The following is a 17249-nucleotide window of genomic DNA, read 5'->3' on the forward strand; positions in this document are numbered from 1 at the left end:
CTACCGGCCCGGTCCGCGTCCAATCCGCCATCAGGAATCACGTCACCATGGCAGCCAGCACCGATGCCCCCCGCTTCGAGGATCTCGTTCCCATCAACGAGCTTTCCGAAGCCGGGCGCAACCAGCTCAGGATCCATTTGCGCAAGGGAGTCCTGCGCGCCGGCAATAAGCTCAGCCCCGGCCATGATGCGACGGACCTGGTGTACCTGCTGTCCGGTCGCCTGAGCCTGGTGTCCCGTGGTGTGCCCGAAGAGGTGCGCGGCGGGATGGAGCGGGCCTGCCAACCCCTGTTCTCCGACCGGCATCAGGGGGAGTTTGCCGTTGCGGAAACCGACTGTATTCTCCTGCGCGTCAGCCGACAGATCTTCGCCGCCCTGCTGAGCCGGGAACGCACGGCCGGTGTCGAGGTGGTGGACGTGGATGTGGACGAAACCCAGGGCTCCATCTTCCGAGACCTCTACCAAGCCACGATCAATGGCCGCCTGGAGCTGCCGCCGATGCCCGAAGTGGCCATGCGCATCCAGCGCATGGCCCAGGACCCGGACATCGGGGTCACCGAGATCACCCAGGTGATCCAGACCGATCCGGTAGTGGCGGGCGCCATCATGCACGCCACCAACAGCCCCCTGTTCAGGGCCGGCAAGCCCATTAACAACATCCGCGACGCGGTCATACGCCTGGGCTTCAATGCCACCCAGAAACTGGCGTTCAACATTGCCATGCGGCAGGCCTTCCAGGCCCGCTCTCCCAGAACCCGTCAGCACATGCACGAACTGTGGGACCGCAGCGTCGATATCTCCGCAATCGCCTACGTGCTGGGCAGACACCTCAAGGGTTTCGACCCGGACCGTGCCCAGCTGGCCGGCCTGATGCACGAGATCGGCACCATCCCGATACTGAACTATCTGGACCGGCACAAGATCCATCTTAACGATGAGCAGCTGGAGCACACCATCACCAAACTGCGCGGCATGACCGGCGTCATGGTACTGAACTACTGGGGCATGGACCCCGAGCTGGTGAGCGTGGCGGAACATGCGGGCAACTGGCAACGGGAACACCCGAACCCCGGTGACTACTGCGATCTGGTGATCGTGTCGCGGCTGCTCAGCAAGCAGGGCGCCGGTCAGGGCGAGACGTTGCCGCCCCTCGACCAGGTTCCCGCCTTCCGGAAACTGGACCTGGGTCCCATTGATGAAGATATGAGCCTGGGATTGCTCAAGGAAACCGAACAGGAAATCGCCGCACTCAGGAACATACTCCATGGCTGACAGCATCTCTGCAGATACCCTGGCCGACCTGCAGCCATTGCAGGAACTGGGAGAACAAGCCCGCCGCAGCCTGGCCAGCAAAGCCACCGTGGCAACCCTAAAGGCGGGTACGCGGATCACCGCCGCAGAAGAAAACCGCTGGATGATCTACGCCCTGGAAGGACGCTTCACCTTCGTGGCCAGTGACAAACCGACGCTGATCGAGGCAGGCAGCCCCCGGGCGAAGCAACCGCTGTTCAGCGGGCAAAACCTGCGGGATTTTGCGGTATGCGCCACGCAGGCTCAGATCCTGCGCATTGACCGCAACATGTACGAATCCCTCGGTCAGCAGCAGCGGGAGGCGAATTTCGAGGTGGAAGAAACCATCCTCAGCCCCACGGAAAGCGCCCTTTTCGCCAAGATCTACCAGAACATCGTCACCGGCCGCCTGGACCTGCCGGCCATGCCGGAGGTGGCCCTCAAGATCCAGGGGGCGATCAACGCCCCTGATGCCGATGCCTACCGGCTGTCGCGGATCATCCAGATGGATCTGGCCGTGACCGGCGGCCTGGTCAAGGCCGCCAACAGCGCCCTCTACGGCGGGGCAAGCCCGGTCGGCAGCGTGCGTGATGCCATCGTGAGACTGGGCTTTGACGTCACTCGCCAGCTGGTCATCAGCATCGCCATGAAACAGGTCTTCAGGACGGACGTACCCGGCCTGAAGCAACGGATGAAGGCACTCTGGGACCGCAGCGTCCATGTCTCCGCCCTGAGCTACGTGCTGGCCCGCCATACCCGGCGTTTCGACCCGGAGCATGCCATGCTTGCAGGGCTGCTCTATCAGGTCGGCATGGTACCCCTGCTGGACCATATCGGGCGCAGGTATGGGGACATTACCGATACCGAGGTGGACAGCATCCTCACCCGCCTGCACCCGGTGGTGGGAGAACTGGTCATCAATTACTGGGGATTGGGTCCGGACATCTGCCTGGTGGTGCGGGAGTGCGGCAATCTGGATCGTAACGGTCACAGCACCCCGGATTACTGTGACGTCGTCCAGGTCGCCGACCTCTACCGCAGGGCCCATGACCGCAACGAAAGCGATACCCCGCGCTATCACCAGGTATCCGCCTACGAAAAGCTGGGGCTCCCCGAGCCTGACGCCGATATGAAAATCGACGTCATCCGCGAAGCCGAGGAGGAAGTCCGCGAGGTCATGGATTTTTTCAAGGGTGTGGCCGTGGGCTGAAGCGGCCCCGAGCCCGTCACGCTCCCTCAGCCGTACAGGACGACAGGACACAGCATGAGCCATACCCCTCATCGCCCAATCCAGGGTGAAAAGCTGCGCGCCGCCGACAAGGTGGCCCGCATCCCGGTCAAGGTGACCCCCACCACTCGGGTCCAGCGCAAGCCGCCCTGGATTCGGGCCCGCGCCCAGGGCGGCCCGGAGGTTCAGCGCCTCAAGCGCGTACTGCGGGACAGCCATCTGCACACCGTCTGCGAGGAAGCGGCCTGCCCCAACCTGGGGGAGTGCTTCGGCCACGGCACGGCCACCTTTATCATCATGGGGGACATCTGCACCCGGCGCTGCCCTTTCTGCGACGTGGCCCACGGCCGCCCCAACCCCCTGGATCCGGAAGAACCCGTGAATCTGGCCCGCACGGTGCAAGCCATGGGCCTGCGCTACGTGGTCATCACCTCGGTGGACCGGGACGACCTGCGGGACGGGGGTGCCGCCCATTTCGTCGACTGTATCCGTGAAACCCGAGCCCTGTGCCCGGATACCCGCATCGAGACCCTGGTGCCGGACTTTCGCGGCCGCATGGAGATCGCCCTGGAGATCCTGGCTCAGACCCCACCGGATGTCTTCAACCATAACCTGGAGACCGTCCCGCGGCTCTACCGCCAGGTCCGGCCCGGTGCCGACTACGCCTGGTCCCTGGCACTGCTCAAGGCCTTCAAGGCCCGGCACCCGGACATCCCCACCAAATCGGGACTCATGCTGGGCCTGGGTGAGGATTCGGCGGAAGTGGAGGCCACGCTCAAGGACCTCAGGGACCATGACTGCGAGATGCTCACCCTGGGCCAGTACCTGCAGCCTTCCCGACACCATCTGCCGGTGAGCCGGTTCGTCACCCCGGAGGAGTTCGATCGCCTGGCCGAAGCGGCCTACGCGCTGGGTTTCTCCCAGGTGGCCAGCGGCCCCATGGTGCGCTCGTCCTATCATGCGGACCGGCAGGCGGCTGCCTATGGTCTGGATACCGGCACGCAGGCACAACCCGACCATGGATGACGAGACCCTGCTGCGCTACAGCCGCCAGATCCTCCTGCCTCAGGTGGGCTACGAGGGTCAGGAACGGCTGGGGCGGTCCCATGCCCTGATCATCGGCCTGGGCGGTCTGGGCAGTCCCGTGGCCCTGTACCTGGCCGCCGCCGGCGTGGGCCGGCTCACCCTGGTGGATTTTGACCGGGTGGATCTGTCCAACCTGCAACGCCAGATCATTCACCGCACGGACCGCATCGGCCGCTCCAAGGTGGTCTCGGCCGCAGAATCCATCACCGGGATCAATCCCCTGGTGCAGGTGACGTGCATCGATCAGGCGCTGGAAGGCGACGCCCTGGCGCGGGTCATGGACGGCGTGGATGTGGCGCTGGACTGCTCCGACAACTTTGCCACCCGCTTCGCGGTCAACCGGGCCTGTGTGGCCACGGGCACCCCGCTGGTGTCGGCGGCGGTGATCCGGCTGGAGGGACAACTGTCGGTGTTCGAACCCCGGGTGGCGGACAGCCCTTGCTACCAGTGTCTCTATGGGGAAGGCGATGAGGCCGCCGAGACCTGCAGCCGCAACGGGGTTCTGGCCAGTCTGCCGGGGGTGATGGGGTCGCTGCAGGCCACCGAGGCCCTGAAACTGCTGCTGGGCCTGCCCACGGTACGGGGACGGCTGTTGCTGCTGGATGCCCTGGTGATGGAGTGGCGCAGCATCCGGGTCAGGAAGGACCCGGGCTGCACCGTCTGCGGCGAGGGGGGGTGACGGGCTACCGCATCCCGCCGGTTGGCACCTCTCCCCTCACCCCAACCCCGCTCCCCCAAGGGGAGAGGGGCTTGATCCTGGTTGAGGCGCCTGGGTGGCGTGACCATCCCTCTCTCCTGAGGGGGAAAGCTTTCCGCGAGTCAGGACAGCTTCTGCTTGAGCAACTCGTTCACCTGCGCAGGGTTGGCCTTGCCGCCGGTGCGTTTCATGACCTGCCCGACGAAGAAGCCGAATAGCTTGTCCTTGCCGCTGCGATACTGTTCCAGTTGGGAAGGATTCTCGGCAATCACTTGGTCGATCACCTGCTCGATGGCACCGGTATCGGTGATCTGCTTCAATCCCTTGCGTTCGATCACCTGGTCCGCATCACCCTCGCCGGCCCACATGGCCTCGAAGACCTCCTTGGCGATCTTGCCGGAGATGGTGTTGTCCTGAATCCGCAGCAGCAACCCGCCCAGCGCCTTGGCAGACACGGGGCTGTTGCCGATCTCACGGTTCTCCCGGTTGAGGGCACCGGTCAGTTCACCCATCACCCAGTTGGCTGCCAGCTTGGCCTGGCCTGACAGGGCGGCCGCCACCTGCTCGAAGTACTCGGCCATCTCGCGACTGGCGGTGAGTACCCCGGCGTCATAGGCAGACAGGCCGTACTCGTTCATGAAACGGTGCTTCTTCTCATCCGGCAGTTCGGGCAGGGAAGCCCGGACCTGCTCGATGAAATCGGCCTGGATGTCCAGGGGCAACAAATCCGGGTCAGGGAAGTAACGGTAGTCATTGGCCTCTTCCTTGGAGCGCATGGAGCGGGTCTCTCCCTTGTCGGGATCGAACAGGCGGGTCTCCTGCACCACCGCACCGCCCCCTTCCAGGATGTCGATCTGGCGTTCCACCTCGTAGTTGATGGCGCGCTCCAGGAACCGGAAGGAGTTCAGATTCTTGATCTCGGCCCGGGTGCCGAGCTTGTCGGTGCCCTTGCGGCGGATGGAGACATTGGCGTCACAGCGGAAGGAACCTTCCTGCATGTTGCCGTCACAGATCTCCAGATAGCGCACCAGGGCATGGATCTTCTTCATGTAGGCCACCGCCTCGCGGGCGCAGCGCATGTCCGGCTCGGAGACGATCTCCAGCAGCGGGGTGCCGGCACGGTTCAGGTCCACCCCGGTCATGCCGTGGTAGTCCTCGTGCAGACTCTTGCCCGCATCTTCTTCCAGGTGGGCCCGGGTGACGCCGATGGTGCGGGTCGCGCCGTCCTCCAACTCGATCTCCACCTGACCGCGACCGACCACGGGCAGCTCGTACTGGGAGATCTGGTAACCCTTGGGCAGATCCGGATAGAAGTAGTTCTTGCGGGCGAAGATCGAACGGGGCGCAATGGGCGCACCGATGGCCAAGCCAAACTTGGCGGCCATGCGCACCACCTCCCGGTTCAGCACCGGCAGCACCCCAGGCAGCCCCAGATCCACCGCACAGGCCTGGGTATTGGGCTCGGCCCCGTAGGCGGTGGAGGCGCCGGAAAAGATCTTGGACTTCGTGGACAGCTGGGCGTGGATTTCAAGCCCGATGACCGTTTCCCATTCCATCATTATGAGACCCCAGGTCTGCTAAACAGTTATTCAAAGCCCGCGGGGGCCATCTGATGCCACTCGGTACCCATCTGGTACTGGTGCGCCACCCCCAGCAGGCGAGCCTCGTCAAAGTAGTTGCCGATCAGCTGCATGCCCACGGGCAGTCCCTCTGCAAACCCGGCGGGCAGGGACATGGCCGGCAACCCGGCCAGGTTGACGGCGATGGTATAGATGTCCGACAGGTACATGGTCACCGGGTCGGCGGTCTTCTCGCCCAGACGGAACGCGGTGGTCGGCGTGGCAGGAGCCAGGATGACGTCCACCTGCTCGAAGGCATTGCGGAAATCATCGGCGATCAAGCGTCGGATCTTCTGGGCCTTAAGATAATAGGCATCGAAATACCCCGCCGATAGGGCGTAGGTGCCCACCATGATGCGACGCTGCACCTCAGCCCCGAACCCTTCCCCCCGCGAACGCATGTAAAGATCCATCAGATCCTTGGGCGCCTCGCAACGGTGACCGTAGCGCACCCCGTCAAAGCGGGCCAGGTTGGAGGAACACTCCGCCGGCGCCACCACGTAGTAAACCGGCACCGACAGACCGGAGTGAGGCAGATCCACGTCCACGAACTCGGCACCCAGCTTCCGGTAGAAATCAATCGCCTCATTGATCACGCGGGCCACGCCCGGATCCATGCCCTCGCCGAAAAACTCGCGGGGCAGACCGATCTTCAGGCCCCTGAGGGTGCTGTTGAGACAGGCATTGAAGTCTTCCGCCGGGCGCTCCAGGCTGGTGGAATCCCGCGCGTCGAAACCGGCCATGACGTTGAGCATCAGGCCGCAGTCCTCGGCGGTGCGGGCCATGGGACCCCCCTGGTCCAGACTGGAGGCAAAGGCGATCATGCCCCAGCGAGAGACCCGTCCATAGGTGGGCTTGAGGCCGGTGATGCCGGTGAGGGCGGCCGGCTGACGGATGGAGCCGCCGGTATCGGTCCCCGTCGCCCCCGGGGCCAGACGCGCCGCCACCGCGGCAGCGGAGCCGCCGGATGAACCGCCGGGCACCCGTTCGGTATCCCAGGGGTTGTTCACCGGACCATAGAAACTGGTTTCGTTGGAAGACCCCATGGCGAACTCATCCATGTTGGTCTTGCCGAGCACCGGGCAGCCGGCGGCCTTGAAGCGCTCCACCACCCCGGCATCATAGGGGGAGATGAAGTTGTCCAGCATGCGGGAGGCGCAGGAGGTGCGTACACCCTGGGTGCAGAAGATGTCCTTGTGAACGATGGGCACACCGGTCAACGGACCGGCCTCGCCCCGGACCCGGGCGTCGTCGGCAGCCCGGGCCGTCTCCAGGGCCTGCTCCGCCGTGACGGTGATCAGGCTGTTCAGACAGCCATCCAGGGATTCGATACGCCGCAGATAGTGCTCGGTGAGTTCAACACTGGACACTTCGCCGCCCCGGAGGGCCGTGGCGAGTTCAGCGATGGTCTTGTCGTGCATGGGAAATTCCGTGTTTGGGGCCGTTGGACAGGTCAGGCGGGCGGCAGCGGGAGACCGTCCCTGATCATTCTATGACCTTGGGTACCAGATAGAGGCCGTCTTCCACCGCCGGGGCGATACGCTGGAAATGCGCCCGCTGATCCGACTCGGTGGGCGCATCGGACCGCAGGCGCTGAGACAGTTCCAGGGGGTGAGCCATGGGCTCGACACCCTCGGTATCCACACCGTCCATCTGCTCCACGAAGTCCAGGATGTCCGACAGGGTGCGGGCATAAATACCCAGGTCCTCTTCCTGCACGTTCAGACGTGCCAGATAAGCGATCTTCTTGACCTGTTCTTGTGACAGGGACATGGCGCGCTCCGGAATGTTTTCCGATATTCGTTGTTAAGCCGATTAAAGTAGCATAGTCCATGCCTTGCCCAAAGCCTCCCCCGGTTGCTAGAGTAGCGCCTTTCGCAGGCGACGCCCCAAAACCATCATGCTCAGCCGCATACTCGGTCTCCTTTCCAACGATATCTCCATTGATCTTGGTACCGCCAATACGCTGATCTACATGCGTGGCAAGGGTATCGTGCTCAACGAGCCCTCCGTCGTGGCCATCCGCCAGGATCGCGGGCCCGGTGGCCCCCGCTCCATCGAGGCGGTGGGCACGGCGGCCAAAAAGATGATCGGCCGCACCCCGGAAAACATTCAGGCGATCCGGCCCATGAAGGACGGGGTCATCGCCGATTTCACCACCACCGAGAAGATGCTGCAGCACTTCATCCGCAAAGTGCACAGCAACCACCTGTTCCGGCCCAGCCCACGGGTACTGGTCTGCGTACCCTGCGGTGCGACCCAGGTGGAGCGGCGCGCCATCCGCGAGTCCGCCGCCGGGGCCGGCGCCCGCAAGGTCTACCTGATGGAAGAACCGATGGCCGCTGCCGTGGGCGCAGGCATCCCGGTAGACGAGGCCCGCGGTGCCATGGTGCTGGACATCGGCGGCGGCACCTCCGAGGTGGCGGTCATGTCCCTCAACGGCATCGTCTATTCCGCCTCCGTGCGCATCGGCGGGGATACCTTCGACGACGCCATCATTTCCTATGTGCGCCGCAACTACGGCATCCTCATCGGTGAGGCCACGGCCGAGCGCATCAAGCACGAGATCGGCTCCGCTTATCCAGGCAAGGAACTGCTGGAGATCGAGGTCAAGGGCCGCAACCTGGCCGAGGGTGTACCCCGGGCCTTCACCCTCAACAGCAACGAGATCCTGGAATCCCTCCAGGAACCCCTGCATGGGATCGTCAGTGCCGTGCGCACGGCGCTGGAACAGACGCCACCGGAGCTGGGCTCCGACGTGGCCGAACGGGGTATCGTACTCACCGGCGGCGGCGCCCTGCTGAGGGACCTGGACCGCCTGCTGATGGAGGAAACCGGCATCCCCGTGGTAGTGGCCGACGACCCCCTCACCTGTGTCGCCCGCGGCGGCGGCAAGGTGCTCGAGATGCTGGACGATCACGGCGCCGACTTCCTGTCCATCGAATAGCGCCGGTCACCGGCACTCACACAGACCCCCGCAACCGGGCGGCCCCTGGCGGGTCCGCCTCGTAGCACCCCATGGATTCATTGCCGCAGGAGGGCCTGCTATCAAACAGCCGCTCTTCAACCTGGGGCCGTCTCCCGCCTTCCGGCTGACGCTGTGCGTGATCCTGTCCCTGGTGATCATGACCCTGGATCACCGCCACGACCATCTACAGCAGGCCAGAACCACCCTGGCCCTGCTGGTATATCCCGTGCAGTACCTGGCGGACCTGCCGGTACGGGCCGGCGACTGGTTGATGGAACAGTTTTCCACCCATCAGACCCTGATTGCCGAAAATCGCACCCTGCGTGAAGAGCAATTCAGGATGCGCAGCCTGTTGCTGCGCTTTGAGGCCCTGGAAACGGAAAATGCCCGCCTGCGGGAACTGCTGGACACCTCTTCGCGACTGCGGGAACAGGTGGTGATTGCCGAGCTGCTGTCCGTGGACCTGGACCCCTTCCGGCAGCAGGTCCTGGTCAACAAGGGACATTTTCACGGTGTCTATACAGGACAACCGCTGATCAACGCCGCCGGCGTGGTGGGACAGATCCTGGAAGTCAATGCCGTGCACAGCGTCGCCCTGCTGATCTCGGACCCCAGCCATGCCCTGCCCGTCCAGGTCAATCGCACCGGCCTGCGCACGCTGGCGATCGGCACCGGCCATCCGGAGCGCCTGACGCTGCGATTCATCCCCCCCAGCGAAGACATCGAGCCCGGCGACATCATCAGCACCTCGGGGCTGGGCGGGCGTTTCCCCGCCGACTATCCGGTGGCGAAAATCACCCGGGTCGAACGTCCCTCCGGCGAACCCTTCGCCGTAGTGGAGGCACGCCCCATGGCCCGACTGGACCGGTCCCGGGAGGTGCTGCTGTTGTGGCCCGCCGACAGGGAAGGATCCACCGCGCCGACACCACCGGCGGAGTCAGACACCCCGGTAGCCACGGAGGAGGACCATGGATAAGCTCCGCGGTCTGCTATTGGTCATTCCGCTGACCATCCTTGCGGCCTTTGTACTGACCATCCTGCCGCTGCCGGACTGGGCCATCCACTGGCGTCCGGAATGGGTGGCCATGACGGTCATCTACTGGAACATGGCCCTGCCCCGGCGGGTGGGTGTCGGCACCGCCTGGATCCTCGGCCTGCTGCTGGATGTCACCAAAGGGGCCCTGCTGGGCCAGCATGCCCTGGCCATGGCGCTGATCGCCTGGATCAGCATCCGTGTGCATCAGCGGATCCGGGTCTATCCCCTGTGGCAACAGGCCATCACCGTCGGCGCACTGCTGGCCCTGTTCAAGCTGATGGTCCTGTGGGTCTACGGCATCACGGGACACGCACCGGGCACCTGGCTGTACTGGGCCCCGGTGGCCGGCAGCATCTTGCTGTGGCCGCTGATCTTCGTGCTCCTGCGGCGAATCCGCCGCCGCTGGTGCCTGAGTCTGGCTTGAGCAGACGCCGTCAGCCCGACCGCATCCGTTCCAGCTGTTCGCGAAAGTCGTCGCAGGGATCGGTGATGCGCAATCTCGGCGTGAACCAGACCCAGTGATGGGCCAGGGGCGAGGCGGGCTCATACTCAGTGATCGACGCAGATCCTTCCCTCACCTCCACAAAGGCGAGACTCAGCACCATCCGCTCCGGTACCTGACGCTGCAGGTACAGGGGCACACCATGGTCCAGCCGGGCATGGCCGCTGCCGGCAATGAGGATGACCGGCCGCCCCGTAACCGATGCCATGCGCCGGGCCATGTAGGCATCCCGGGCGCGCTGAGCCTTGACCATGCCCGCCGCCCGAGACTCGGGCAGGTAGCCGCAGTGCCCCTCCAGAATGCGTCGGGTCAGGGCCGACAGGGCCGGCCCGGGCAATGGCTCGTCCAGTCCCAGCGCAGCCGGATTCTCATCAAGGACCTGGAAGCCCTCACGAGCCACCGCCAGGGCCGCGCCGCCGGAAAGGTTGCCCGCGATGATCGGCAGATCATGGTCCAGGGCATGCTGCACCAGGCCCCGGTATTCGTCCCAAGGCCATTGCCGCCCACTCACCCCGGCCCGTTCCGCCAGCACATCCGCATCGCGTCCCCCCTCGGCCCGATAGGCATCGATGGCCGACTGATCCTCCAGGTCGAAGATCTCGAACACCAGGGCCGGCTCAAGATCGGTCATGGCCTCCACCAGGATTTGTTGCAGGCGGTGATGATCCGGATTGCCATGGACCTCCCCCAGCAGCAGGAAATCCGCCCGGCGCAGATCGCCGATCAGATCCGTCTCGGCATCCCGGACCGGATCATGGTGAGACCAGCGCTGCCCCGCCAGGGGGTGACCCTGCAGATGGGGCGCCAGCCACTCCTGCCCGGACCATGACGGCAAGGGCAGGCACAGGGCGATGAACCACAGGGTACGGAACAACCATCGATGCAAAGACATGGGCAGGATCCTTGTGCAACCGAGGGAAGGTCGCGTTGTCAACGGTATACTATCGCCCCGAAGGCCCGCCAGGCCAAGCCCACAGACCGGAGACAGCCACCCGCCCCTCCGGCAGGAGACCGTGACTCAGCCATGGACCATGCACGCTTTATCGATACCCCCGAGGCACTCGAAGCCCTTTGCCGCGAACTGGAAACCTGCTCGTGGCTTGCCCTGGATACGGAGTTCATCCGCGAAAAGACCTACTATCCCCAGCTCTGTCTGATCCAGGTTGCCACGCTGAACTTGGTGGCCTGTATCGATCCTCTGGTGTTGGAAGATCTGACACCGCTCACCCGGCTGCTCCAGCGGCCCGACCTGCTCAAGGTCCTGCATGCCGCAGGACAGGACCTGGAGATCTTCTACCATCGGGACGGGACCGTACCCGCGCCCATATTCGACACCCAGGTGGCCGCTTCCCTGCTGGGACACGGCGACCAGATCGGCTACGGCAAGCTGATCCAGGCCGTGCTGCAGGTGGACCTGGAAAAGGGCCATTCCCGGACCGACTGGGCCCGGCGGCCCCTGGACCCTCAGCAACTGGCCTATGCCGCGGATGATGTCCGCTATCTGGCCCAGGCCTACCCGCTGATCCATGCCTCACTGGAGCGCAGCGGCCGCCTGTCCTGGCTGGAAGAGGACTTCCGGCGCCTCACCAACCCGGCCAGCTACGAACCCGCCCCGGACACCATGTGGCGCCGCCTCAAGGGTATCAACACCCTGCGCGGCGTCCAGCCGGCCATCGCCCGGGAGCTGGCGCGCTGGCGCGAGCAGGAGGCCATGCGGGCAGACCGCCCCCGCCGCTGGCTGCTGCAGGATGAGGTGATCCTGGACCTGGCTCGCCGCAAGCCCGCCACCCAGGCAGACTTGGAGCGTATCCGCGGCCTGCAGGAACAGACCCTGCGCCGTCACGGCCAAACCCTGCTGGACCTGGTACGGGCAGGCCTGGCGTGCCCACAGGAAGCATGGCCCGTACTGCCCCCCCGAGTCCAGCTGTCCCCTGCCCAGGAGGCCCTGGCGGACGTGGCCATGGGGCTGCTGCGCCATCAGGCCCAGCAAAACGATATCAGCCCAGCGGCCATCGCCACCCGCAAGGATGTGGAAAATTTGGTCGCCGGCGATCCCGAATGTGCCCTGCTCAAGGGCTGGCGTGCCCGCCTGGCAGGAAAGACCCTGCAGCAATGGTTGCAGGGAGAGCTGGCCATGGGGGTGAAATCGGGGCAATTGCATCTGGATTGACGGGGTTCTTGAGTCCCGCAGGTGATCTATACGTGTCAGGCACGCTAAACTGGCACTTCATTCAAAGACCTAGAGGACCGGCCTCATGCAGATCGGCAGCAACAAGGTAGTCAGCATCGCGTACACGCTCACCGACGAAGAAGGCCGTGTGATCGACCAGTCATCCGAACAGGCGCCCTTCGCGTATCTCCACGGCGCCAGCAACATCATTCCCGGCCTGGAAAAGGCCCTGGAAGGCAAGCAGGCCGGTGATGAACTGGAAGTGAAAGTGGCCCCGGAACAGGCCTATGGAGAACGGGACGACAGCCTCGTTCACACCCTCAACCGCAGCCAGTTCCAGGGGGTGGAGGAGTTGGAAGTGGGGATGCAGTTCCATGCCGGCGGCGACAACGGCGGCATGCAGGTGGTCACCATCACCGCCATTGACGGGGATGACGTGGTGATCGATGCCAACCACCCGCTGGCGGGCGTCACCCTGAATTTCCAGGTGAAGATCCATGAGGTACGGGACGCCACCCCCGAAGAGCTGGACCACGGCCACGCCCATGGGGCCGGCGCCGCCAACGATCACTAAGGGCACGGAATGACACAGAGGGCGCAAGGAAGCGCCCTCGCTGCTTTTCAGGATACGGGAGAACATCCCTGTCCAAATGCGCGTCAGAGAGGTCCGGCGTCAGCTACCGGCGGCCCATGCCGATGGGCCGGAAAAAGCAAAAGGAAGCAATAAAAAAAGCTGGGACCCGCAAGATGCAGGCCCCAGCTCAGGCAAGGACAGAACTCAGGCGTCGAGGGTCACATTGACGGCCTGCAGGCCCTTGGGACCCTGCTGAACCTGGTAGTTGACCTTCTGGCCTTCGGCCAGGGTCTTGAAGCCATCGGAGTTGATGGCCGAATAATGCACGAACACGTCGGCACCGCCGTCTGCAGGGGCGATAAAGCCAAAACCCTTCGTTTCATTGAACCACTTAACAGTACCGGTAGACATTGACTAAACCTCAATCTGATCTTTCAAGTTAACTACAGCTTCATGCAGCGGTTCCCATGCCGACGTTAAACGGACAACCTGCACCACTACACAGGAGCCAGTCTATCCGCTTAGCGGCTCACATGCTATAGCGTTATGCACGCCCCCGAGCCTATAAACGGGGAAAGCCCCGTGGCAAAAATGGTTTTTTTTCCCTTGCATCAAATCGTTGCCGAAATCGAGCGGGAAGGAAAAGACGGTGCATGAAAGACAAAAAAATATGCCGCCGGCGGTCTCGACGCCGTGAAGCGTCCCTCACGGGGCGCCCGGGACCGGGCGCCCACGGCATGAACAACTATCCACCACCCGCCTCAGGCGGCGGCGTAGATTCCCCGCCCGGTGTTGCGCAGGCGACCGTTGCGCTTGAGGTAGGCCAGGGTCTGACTGATGTTGCGGGTTTCGACACCCTGGGACGCCAGTCGGCTCTTCAAAGCCTTGGTACTCATCTCGCCCTGCTCATTGATGATCTCAACCACCATGCGACTCAAATTGGGATTGCCGTTACCACGGCCCTCGCCACCCTTCGCCGTAGCCTTGCGGCGTGGCGCCGTACGCCCGCCCAATGCCTGGATATCCTTGTCGATGGCCGCCAACTCGGCCGCTTGACGGGCCATCATGTCCTTGCGCCGGACCTGCAGGGCTTCCAGCTGTTCACGGCGCTCCTGTGCCGCGTGCTCTTTCTCCTGCGCTTCCCGCTGACGGGCCAGCTCATAGAGTTCTTCGGCAGACATGCTGTCCAAAGTCTTGTTCATTCTTACAACTCCTGCAAATGAGATCTTTAATTCGATTTTTTTGAAAACAAAAAGTGCATCGGGTTCCAAAAAACCCGATGCACTTTAGGCATACATGATTTGTAAAGCCGGAAAGGACTCTTCCTGAGTGGCGGCATTTTCCGCGACCCCATTGAAAATGTCAAAACCGCCGTGTGCTCAAACAGATGAGCCTGATGCCGCCCGGGCTACGACATTATCTTCAAAAACTAAATTAATAGTGCATGACCGGCATATGCGCCATGCGCTGAAAAGCATCGACAGTACGCATTCGGCCCATGAAAGACCCGTGCGGCGTCCAAAGCTGCCGTTGCGATCCTCCCCCCCTGACTTCACAATCCCCCTTCATGCCGACCTGAAGAACGACCAGCCATGCCCCTTAAACCCGAACAACAGCAAGCCATTCAGGACAAGGCCCGGGAACTGTATGCCCGTGCGGCACGGCTCTACCGGCTTCCGGAAACACCTCCGGAGGTGCGCCTGGACCTGCGTGGAAGGGCTGCGGGGCAATGGCGGGTGACGGCCGGCCGGGAATCGCTGCGCTTCAATCCGCATATCTTTGCCCTGGACTGGCGCAATCATTTCCCGGACACCGTTGCCCACGAGGTGGCCCACAGCGTGATCTACCGTCGCTTCGGCCTGGGTCCCGGACGCCGGCGCCCCCATGGCCCGGAATGGCGGGAAGTGATGACCCGGCTGGGATTTGAACCCCGGGTCACCCATGATACCGACCTCAGCCTGATCCCCATCCGGCGGGCACCGACCTATCCCTATCGCTGCACCTGCCGGGTCTATGCACTGGGGGTGAGGCGACACCGCAACGCCCAGCAGGGAGAGCGGATCTACTATTGCCGTAGTTGTGGCGACAAGCTCAGGTTTGACCCGGACGCGAACGCGCTGGAACAAAAATCGGCCTGATACCGGTGAGTGCAGAACAACACTATCCCTTTGTACGACCTTCAAGGTCTTCCCAGCGAGCATAGGCGGCATTGAGTTCCGCCTCCTTACCCGTCAATGCCGCCTGCATGGCGGCGATCTCGTCGCCACCCCGCTGGTAGAAGGCCGGGTCACCCAAGGCGGTCTGGATCTTTGCCAGCGCATCCTCCAGGACCTCTATTTGCCGAGGCAACGCCTCCAGTTCCCGCTGCTCCTTGTAACCGAGTTTTGCCGCTTTCGGCTTCGGCGCAGATTTGGGCGCGGCTACCGGTCGTGCAGGCTCGGCCACCTGCACTCGAGATACCGGACGCTGACGCATCCAGTCGCCGTACCCGCCGACATACTCCTCGAATCGGCCCTCCCCTTCCCAGGCAATCACGCTGGTGGCCACGTTGTCCAGGAAGTCCCGGTCGTGGCTCACCAACAGCACCGTGCCGTCGAACTCCACCAGACGGGACTCCAGCATCTCCAGGGTATCCGCATCCAGGTCATTGGTGGGCTCGTCCAGTACCAGCACATTGGCAGGCCGGGTGAACAGCTTCGCCAACAGCAGCCGATTGCGCTCACCACCGGAAAGGGCCTTCACCGGCTGGCGGGCGCGGGCCGGCTCGAACAAAAAATCCTGCAGCCAGGACAGCACATGACGACTCTCGCCACCCACGGTGACCCGGTCGCGTCCTTCGCCCACGTTGTCCACCACGCTGGCCTCCTCGTCCAGTGCGGCCCGATGCTGATCGAAGTAGGCCACTTCCAGGTGGGTCCCCAGGCGCACCGTGCCCGCATCGGGCTGCAACTGCCCCAGCAAGAGCCGCAGCAAAGTGGTCTTGCCGACGCCGTTGGGGCCGATGATGCCCACCTTGTCACCGCGCAGGATCAGGCTGGAGAAGTCCCGGATCACCGGCTTGCCCCCGTAGCTGAAGCACAGGTTCTCGGCTTCGGCCACGATGCGACCGGAGGGTGCCGCCGACTGGGTCTGCAGGCGGGCAGTGCCCAGACGCTCCCGACGCTCGGACCGCTCGGCCCGCAGGGCCTTGAGGGCGCGCACCCGGCCTTCGTTACGGGTTCGCCGGGCCTTGATCCCCTGGCGAATCCAGACCTCCTCCTGGGCCAGCTTCTTGTCGAACAAGGCGTTCTGGCGTTCCTCGGCCTCCAGGGCCTCGGCCTTGCGCTGCAGATAGGTGTCATAGTCACCGGGCCAGCTGGTGAGCCGCCCCCGATCCAGCTCGATGATCCGGGTCGCCAGGCGGCGCAGGAAGGCCCGGTCATGGGTGATGAACAGCAGGCTGCCCTCGAACCCCAACAGGAAGCCTTCCAGCCACTGGATGGCGTCCACATCCAGATGGTTGGTCGGCTCGTCCAACAATAAAAGATCCGGCGCCGTCACCAGGGCGCGGGCCAGCAGCACACGGCGCTTGAGGCCGCCGGAGAGACTGTCGAAGGGTGCCCCCCCCTGTAGCTCCAGACGGGACAGCACCGTCTCCACCCGCTGCTCCAGGGTCCAGCCGCCCACTGCCTCCAGTTCATGCTGGCACCGCTCCAGGGCCTGCAGTGCCAGGGGATCGTCGGGACGCTCCCCCAGGTCATGCACCAGCCGGTGGTACCGCCGCACCAGCTCACCCACATTGCCCAGGCCATCGGCCACCACGTCGAAGACACTGCCCTCCAGCCCCTCCGGCACCGCCTGTTCCAGCATGGCCACCCTGAGGCCGTCCCGGCAGACGATCTCACCGTCATCGGCCTGCATCTCCCCGGTGATCAGGCGCATGAAGGTGGACTTGCCCACGCCGTTGCGCCCCACCAGACACAGGCGTTCTCCCGGCTCAATGGACAGATCCACACCGTCCAGCAGCTGATGTCGGCCAAAACCGAGTTTGATGTTGCGAAAGACGAGCAGAGGCATGGAAGCATCCGGAAAGTAAAATCC

The 17249-nt window shown here is 63.9% G+C and carries 17 protein-coding genes; 10 read left to right on the top strand and 7 right to left on the bottom strand.

All coding sequences use genetic code 11. From position 1 onward, the window contains the following. Positions 1-47: 47 nt before the first annotated feature. Genes LQ956_RS14185 through LQ956_RS14200 form a run of 4 tightly spaced genes read left to right on the top strand, consistent with a single transcriptional unit; the run spans position 48 to position 4282 of the window. Positions 48-1271 carry an HDOD domain-containing protein gene (locus LQ956_RS14185; RefSeq protein ID WP_238622253.1) on the top strand — a complete coding sequence of 408 codons (1224 nt, stop codon included), beginning with the start codon at positions 48-50 and terminating at the stop codon, positions 1269-1271. Continuing rightward, positions 1264-2499: an HDOD domain-containing protein gene (locus LQ956_RS14190; RefSeq protein ID WP_238622252.1), complete on the top strand. Its 1236-nt coding sequence runs from the start codon at positions 1264-1266 to the stop codon at positions 2497-2499. The genes LQ956_RS14185 and LQ956_RS14190 overlap by 8 nt, the downstream gene beginning before the upstream one ends. A gap of 54 nt (positions 2500-2553) precedes the next feature. Continuing rightward, positions 2554-3543, top strand: a complete 990-nt coding sequence (gene lipA, locus LQ956_RS14195) for a lipoyl synthase (RefSeq protein WP_238622251.1) — start codon at positions 2554-2556, stop codon at positions 3541-3543. Continuing rightward, positions 3536-4282, top strand: coding sequence for a HesA/MoeB/ThiF family protein (locus LQ956_RS14200; protein WP_238622250.1), 747 nt, complete (start codon positions 3536-3538; stop codon positions 4280-4282). The genes lipA and LQ956_RS14200 overlap by 8 nt, the downstream gene beginning before the upstream one ends. Positions 4283-4422: 140 nt before the next feature. On the opposite strand, the gene gatB is transcribed toward LQ956_RS14200, so the two are convergent. The 3 genes from gatB to gatC all read right to left on the bottom strand — a co-directional run bounded on the left by gatB (position 4423) and on the right by gatC (position 7692). Further along, complete coding sequence (gatB, locus tag LQ956_RS14205) at positions 4423-5856, bottom strand: Asp-tRNA(Asn)/Glu-tRNA(Gln) amidotransferase subunit GatB (RefSeq protein WP_238630281.1); 1434 nt, start codon at positions 5854-5856, stop codon at positions 4423-4425. 29 nt (positions 5857-5885) lie between these two features. Further along, positions 5886-7340: an Asp-tRNA(Asn)/Glu-tRNA(Gln) amidotransferase subunit GatA gene (gene gatA, locus LQ956_RS14210; RefSeq protein WP_238622249.1), complete on the bottom strand. Its 1455-nt coding sequence runs from the start codon at positions 7338-7340 to the stop codon at positions 5886-5888. Between the two features lie 64 nt (positions 7341-7404). After that, the gene (gene gatC, locus LQ956_RS14215) at positions 7405-7692 is read right to left on the bottom strand and encodes an Asp-tRNA(Asn)/Glu-tRNA(Gln) amidotransferase subunit GatC (protein ID WP_238622248.1); all 288 of its coding nucleotides are present in this window, start codon (positions 7690-7692) and stop codon (positions 7405-7407) included. Between the two features lie 127 nt (positions 7693-7819). Here gatC and LQ956_RS14220 point away from each other — a divergent pair, with 127 nt between their 5' ends. The 3 genes from LQ956_RS14220 (at position 7820) to mreD (ending at position 10347) form a co-directional block, all read left to right on the top strand. Next, positions 7820-8866, top strand: coding sequence for a rod shape-determining protein (locus tag LQ956_RS14220; protein ID WP_238622247.1), 1047 nt, complete (start codon positions 7820-7822; stop codon positions 8864-8866). Between the two features lie 121 nt (positions 8867-8987). Then, complete coding sequence (gene mreC / locus LQ956_RS14225) at positions 8988-9863, top strand: rod shape-determining protein MreC (protein WP_255722560.1); 876 nt, start codon at positions 8988-8990, stop codon at positions 9861-9863. Further along, positions 9856-10347 carry a rod shape-determining protein MreD gene (gene mreD / locus LQ956_RS14230; RefSeq protein WP_238622245.1) on the top strand — a complete coding sequence of 164 codons (492 nt, stop codon included), beginning with the start codon at positions 9856-9858 and terminating at the stop codon, positions 10345-10347. Before mreC ends, mreD begins: the two co-directional genes overlap by 8 nt. A 10-nt stretch (positions 10348-10357) precedes the next feature. Here the strand turns inward: mreD and LQ956_RS14235 are convergent, their stop codons facing one another. Continuing rightward, on the bottom strand, positions 10358-11317 hold the full coding sequence (locus LQ956_RS14235) for a ChaN family lipoprotein (protein ID WP_238622244.1): 960 nt from the start codon (positions 11315-11317) through the stop codon (positions 10358-10360). A gap of 132 nt (positions 11318-11449) precedes the next feature. Here LQ956_RS14235 and rnd point away from each other — a divergent pair, with 132 nt between their 5' ends. Together rnd and LQ956_RS14245 are read left to right on the top strand one after the other, a co-directional pair. Then, complete coding sequence (gene rnd, locus LQ956_RS14240) at positions 11450-12595, top strand: ribonuclease D (RefSeq protein ID WP_238630274.1); 1146 nt, start codon at positions 11450-11452, stop codon at positions 12593-12595. An 85-nt stretch (positions 12596-12680) separates the two neighbouring features. Beyond that, on the top strand, positions 12681-13169 hold the full coding sequence (locus LQ956_RS14245; RefSeq protein ID WP_238622242.1) for an FKBP-type peptidyl-prolyl cis-trans isomerase: 489 nt from the start codon (positions 12681-12683) through the stop codon (positions 13167-13169). Positions 13170-13373: 204 nt separating this feature from the next. Here the strand turns inward: LQ956_RS14245 and cspE are convergent, their stop codons facing one another. Then, positions 13374-13580 carry a transcription antiterminator/RNA stability regulator CspE gene (gene cspE, locus LQ956_RS14250; RefSeq protein ID WP_238622241.1) on the bottom strand — a complete coding sequence of 69 codons (207 nt, stop codon included), beginning with the start codon at positions 13578-13580 and terminating at the stop codon, positions 13374-13376. Positions 13581-13930: 350 nt separating this feature from the next. Continuing rightward, positions 13931-14371: a hypothetical protein gene (locus tag LQ956_RS14255; RefSeq protein ID WP_238622240.1), complete on the bottom strand. Its 441-nt coding sequence runs from the start codon at positions 14369-14371 to the stop codon at positions 13931-13933. Positions 14372-14761: 390 nt separating this feature from the next. Here LQ956_RS14255 and LQ956_RS14260 point away from each other — a divergent pair, with 390 nt between their 5' ends. Beyond that, positions 14762-15307, top strand: coding sequence for a SprT family zinc-dependent metalloprotease (locus LQ956_RS14260; protein WP_238630273.1), 546 nt, complete (start codon positions 14762-14764; stop codon positions 15305-15307). 22 nt (positions 15308-15329) lie between these two features. On the opposite strand, the gene LQ956_RS14265 is transcribed toward LQ956_RS14260, so the two are convergent. Continuing rightward, positions 15330-17225, bottom strand: a complete 1896-nt coding sequence (locus LQ956_RS14265) for an ATP-binding cassette domain-containing protein (RefSeq protein WP_238630272.1) — start codon at positions 17223-17225, stop codon at positions 15330-15332. Positions 17226-17249 lie beyond the last annotated feature (24 nt).

Source organism: Ectothiorhodospira lacustris (assembly GCF_022227845.1).
Taxonomy (GTDB): Bacteria; Pseudomonadota; Gammaproteobacteria; order Ectothiorhodospirales; family Ectothiorhodospiraceae; genus Ectothiorhodospira; species Ectothiorhodospira lacustris.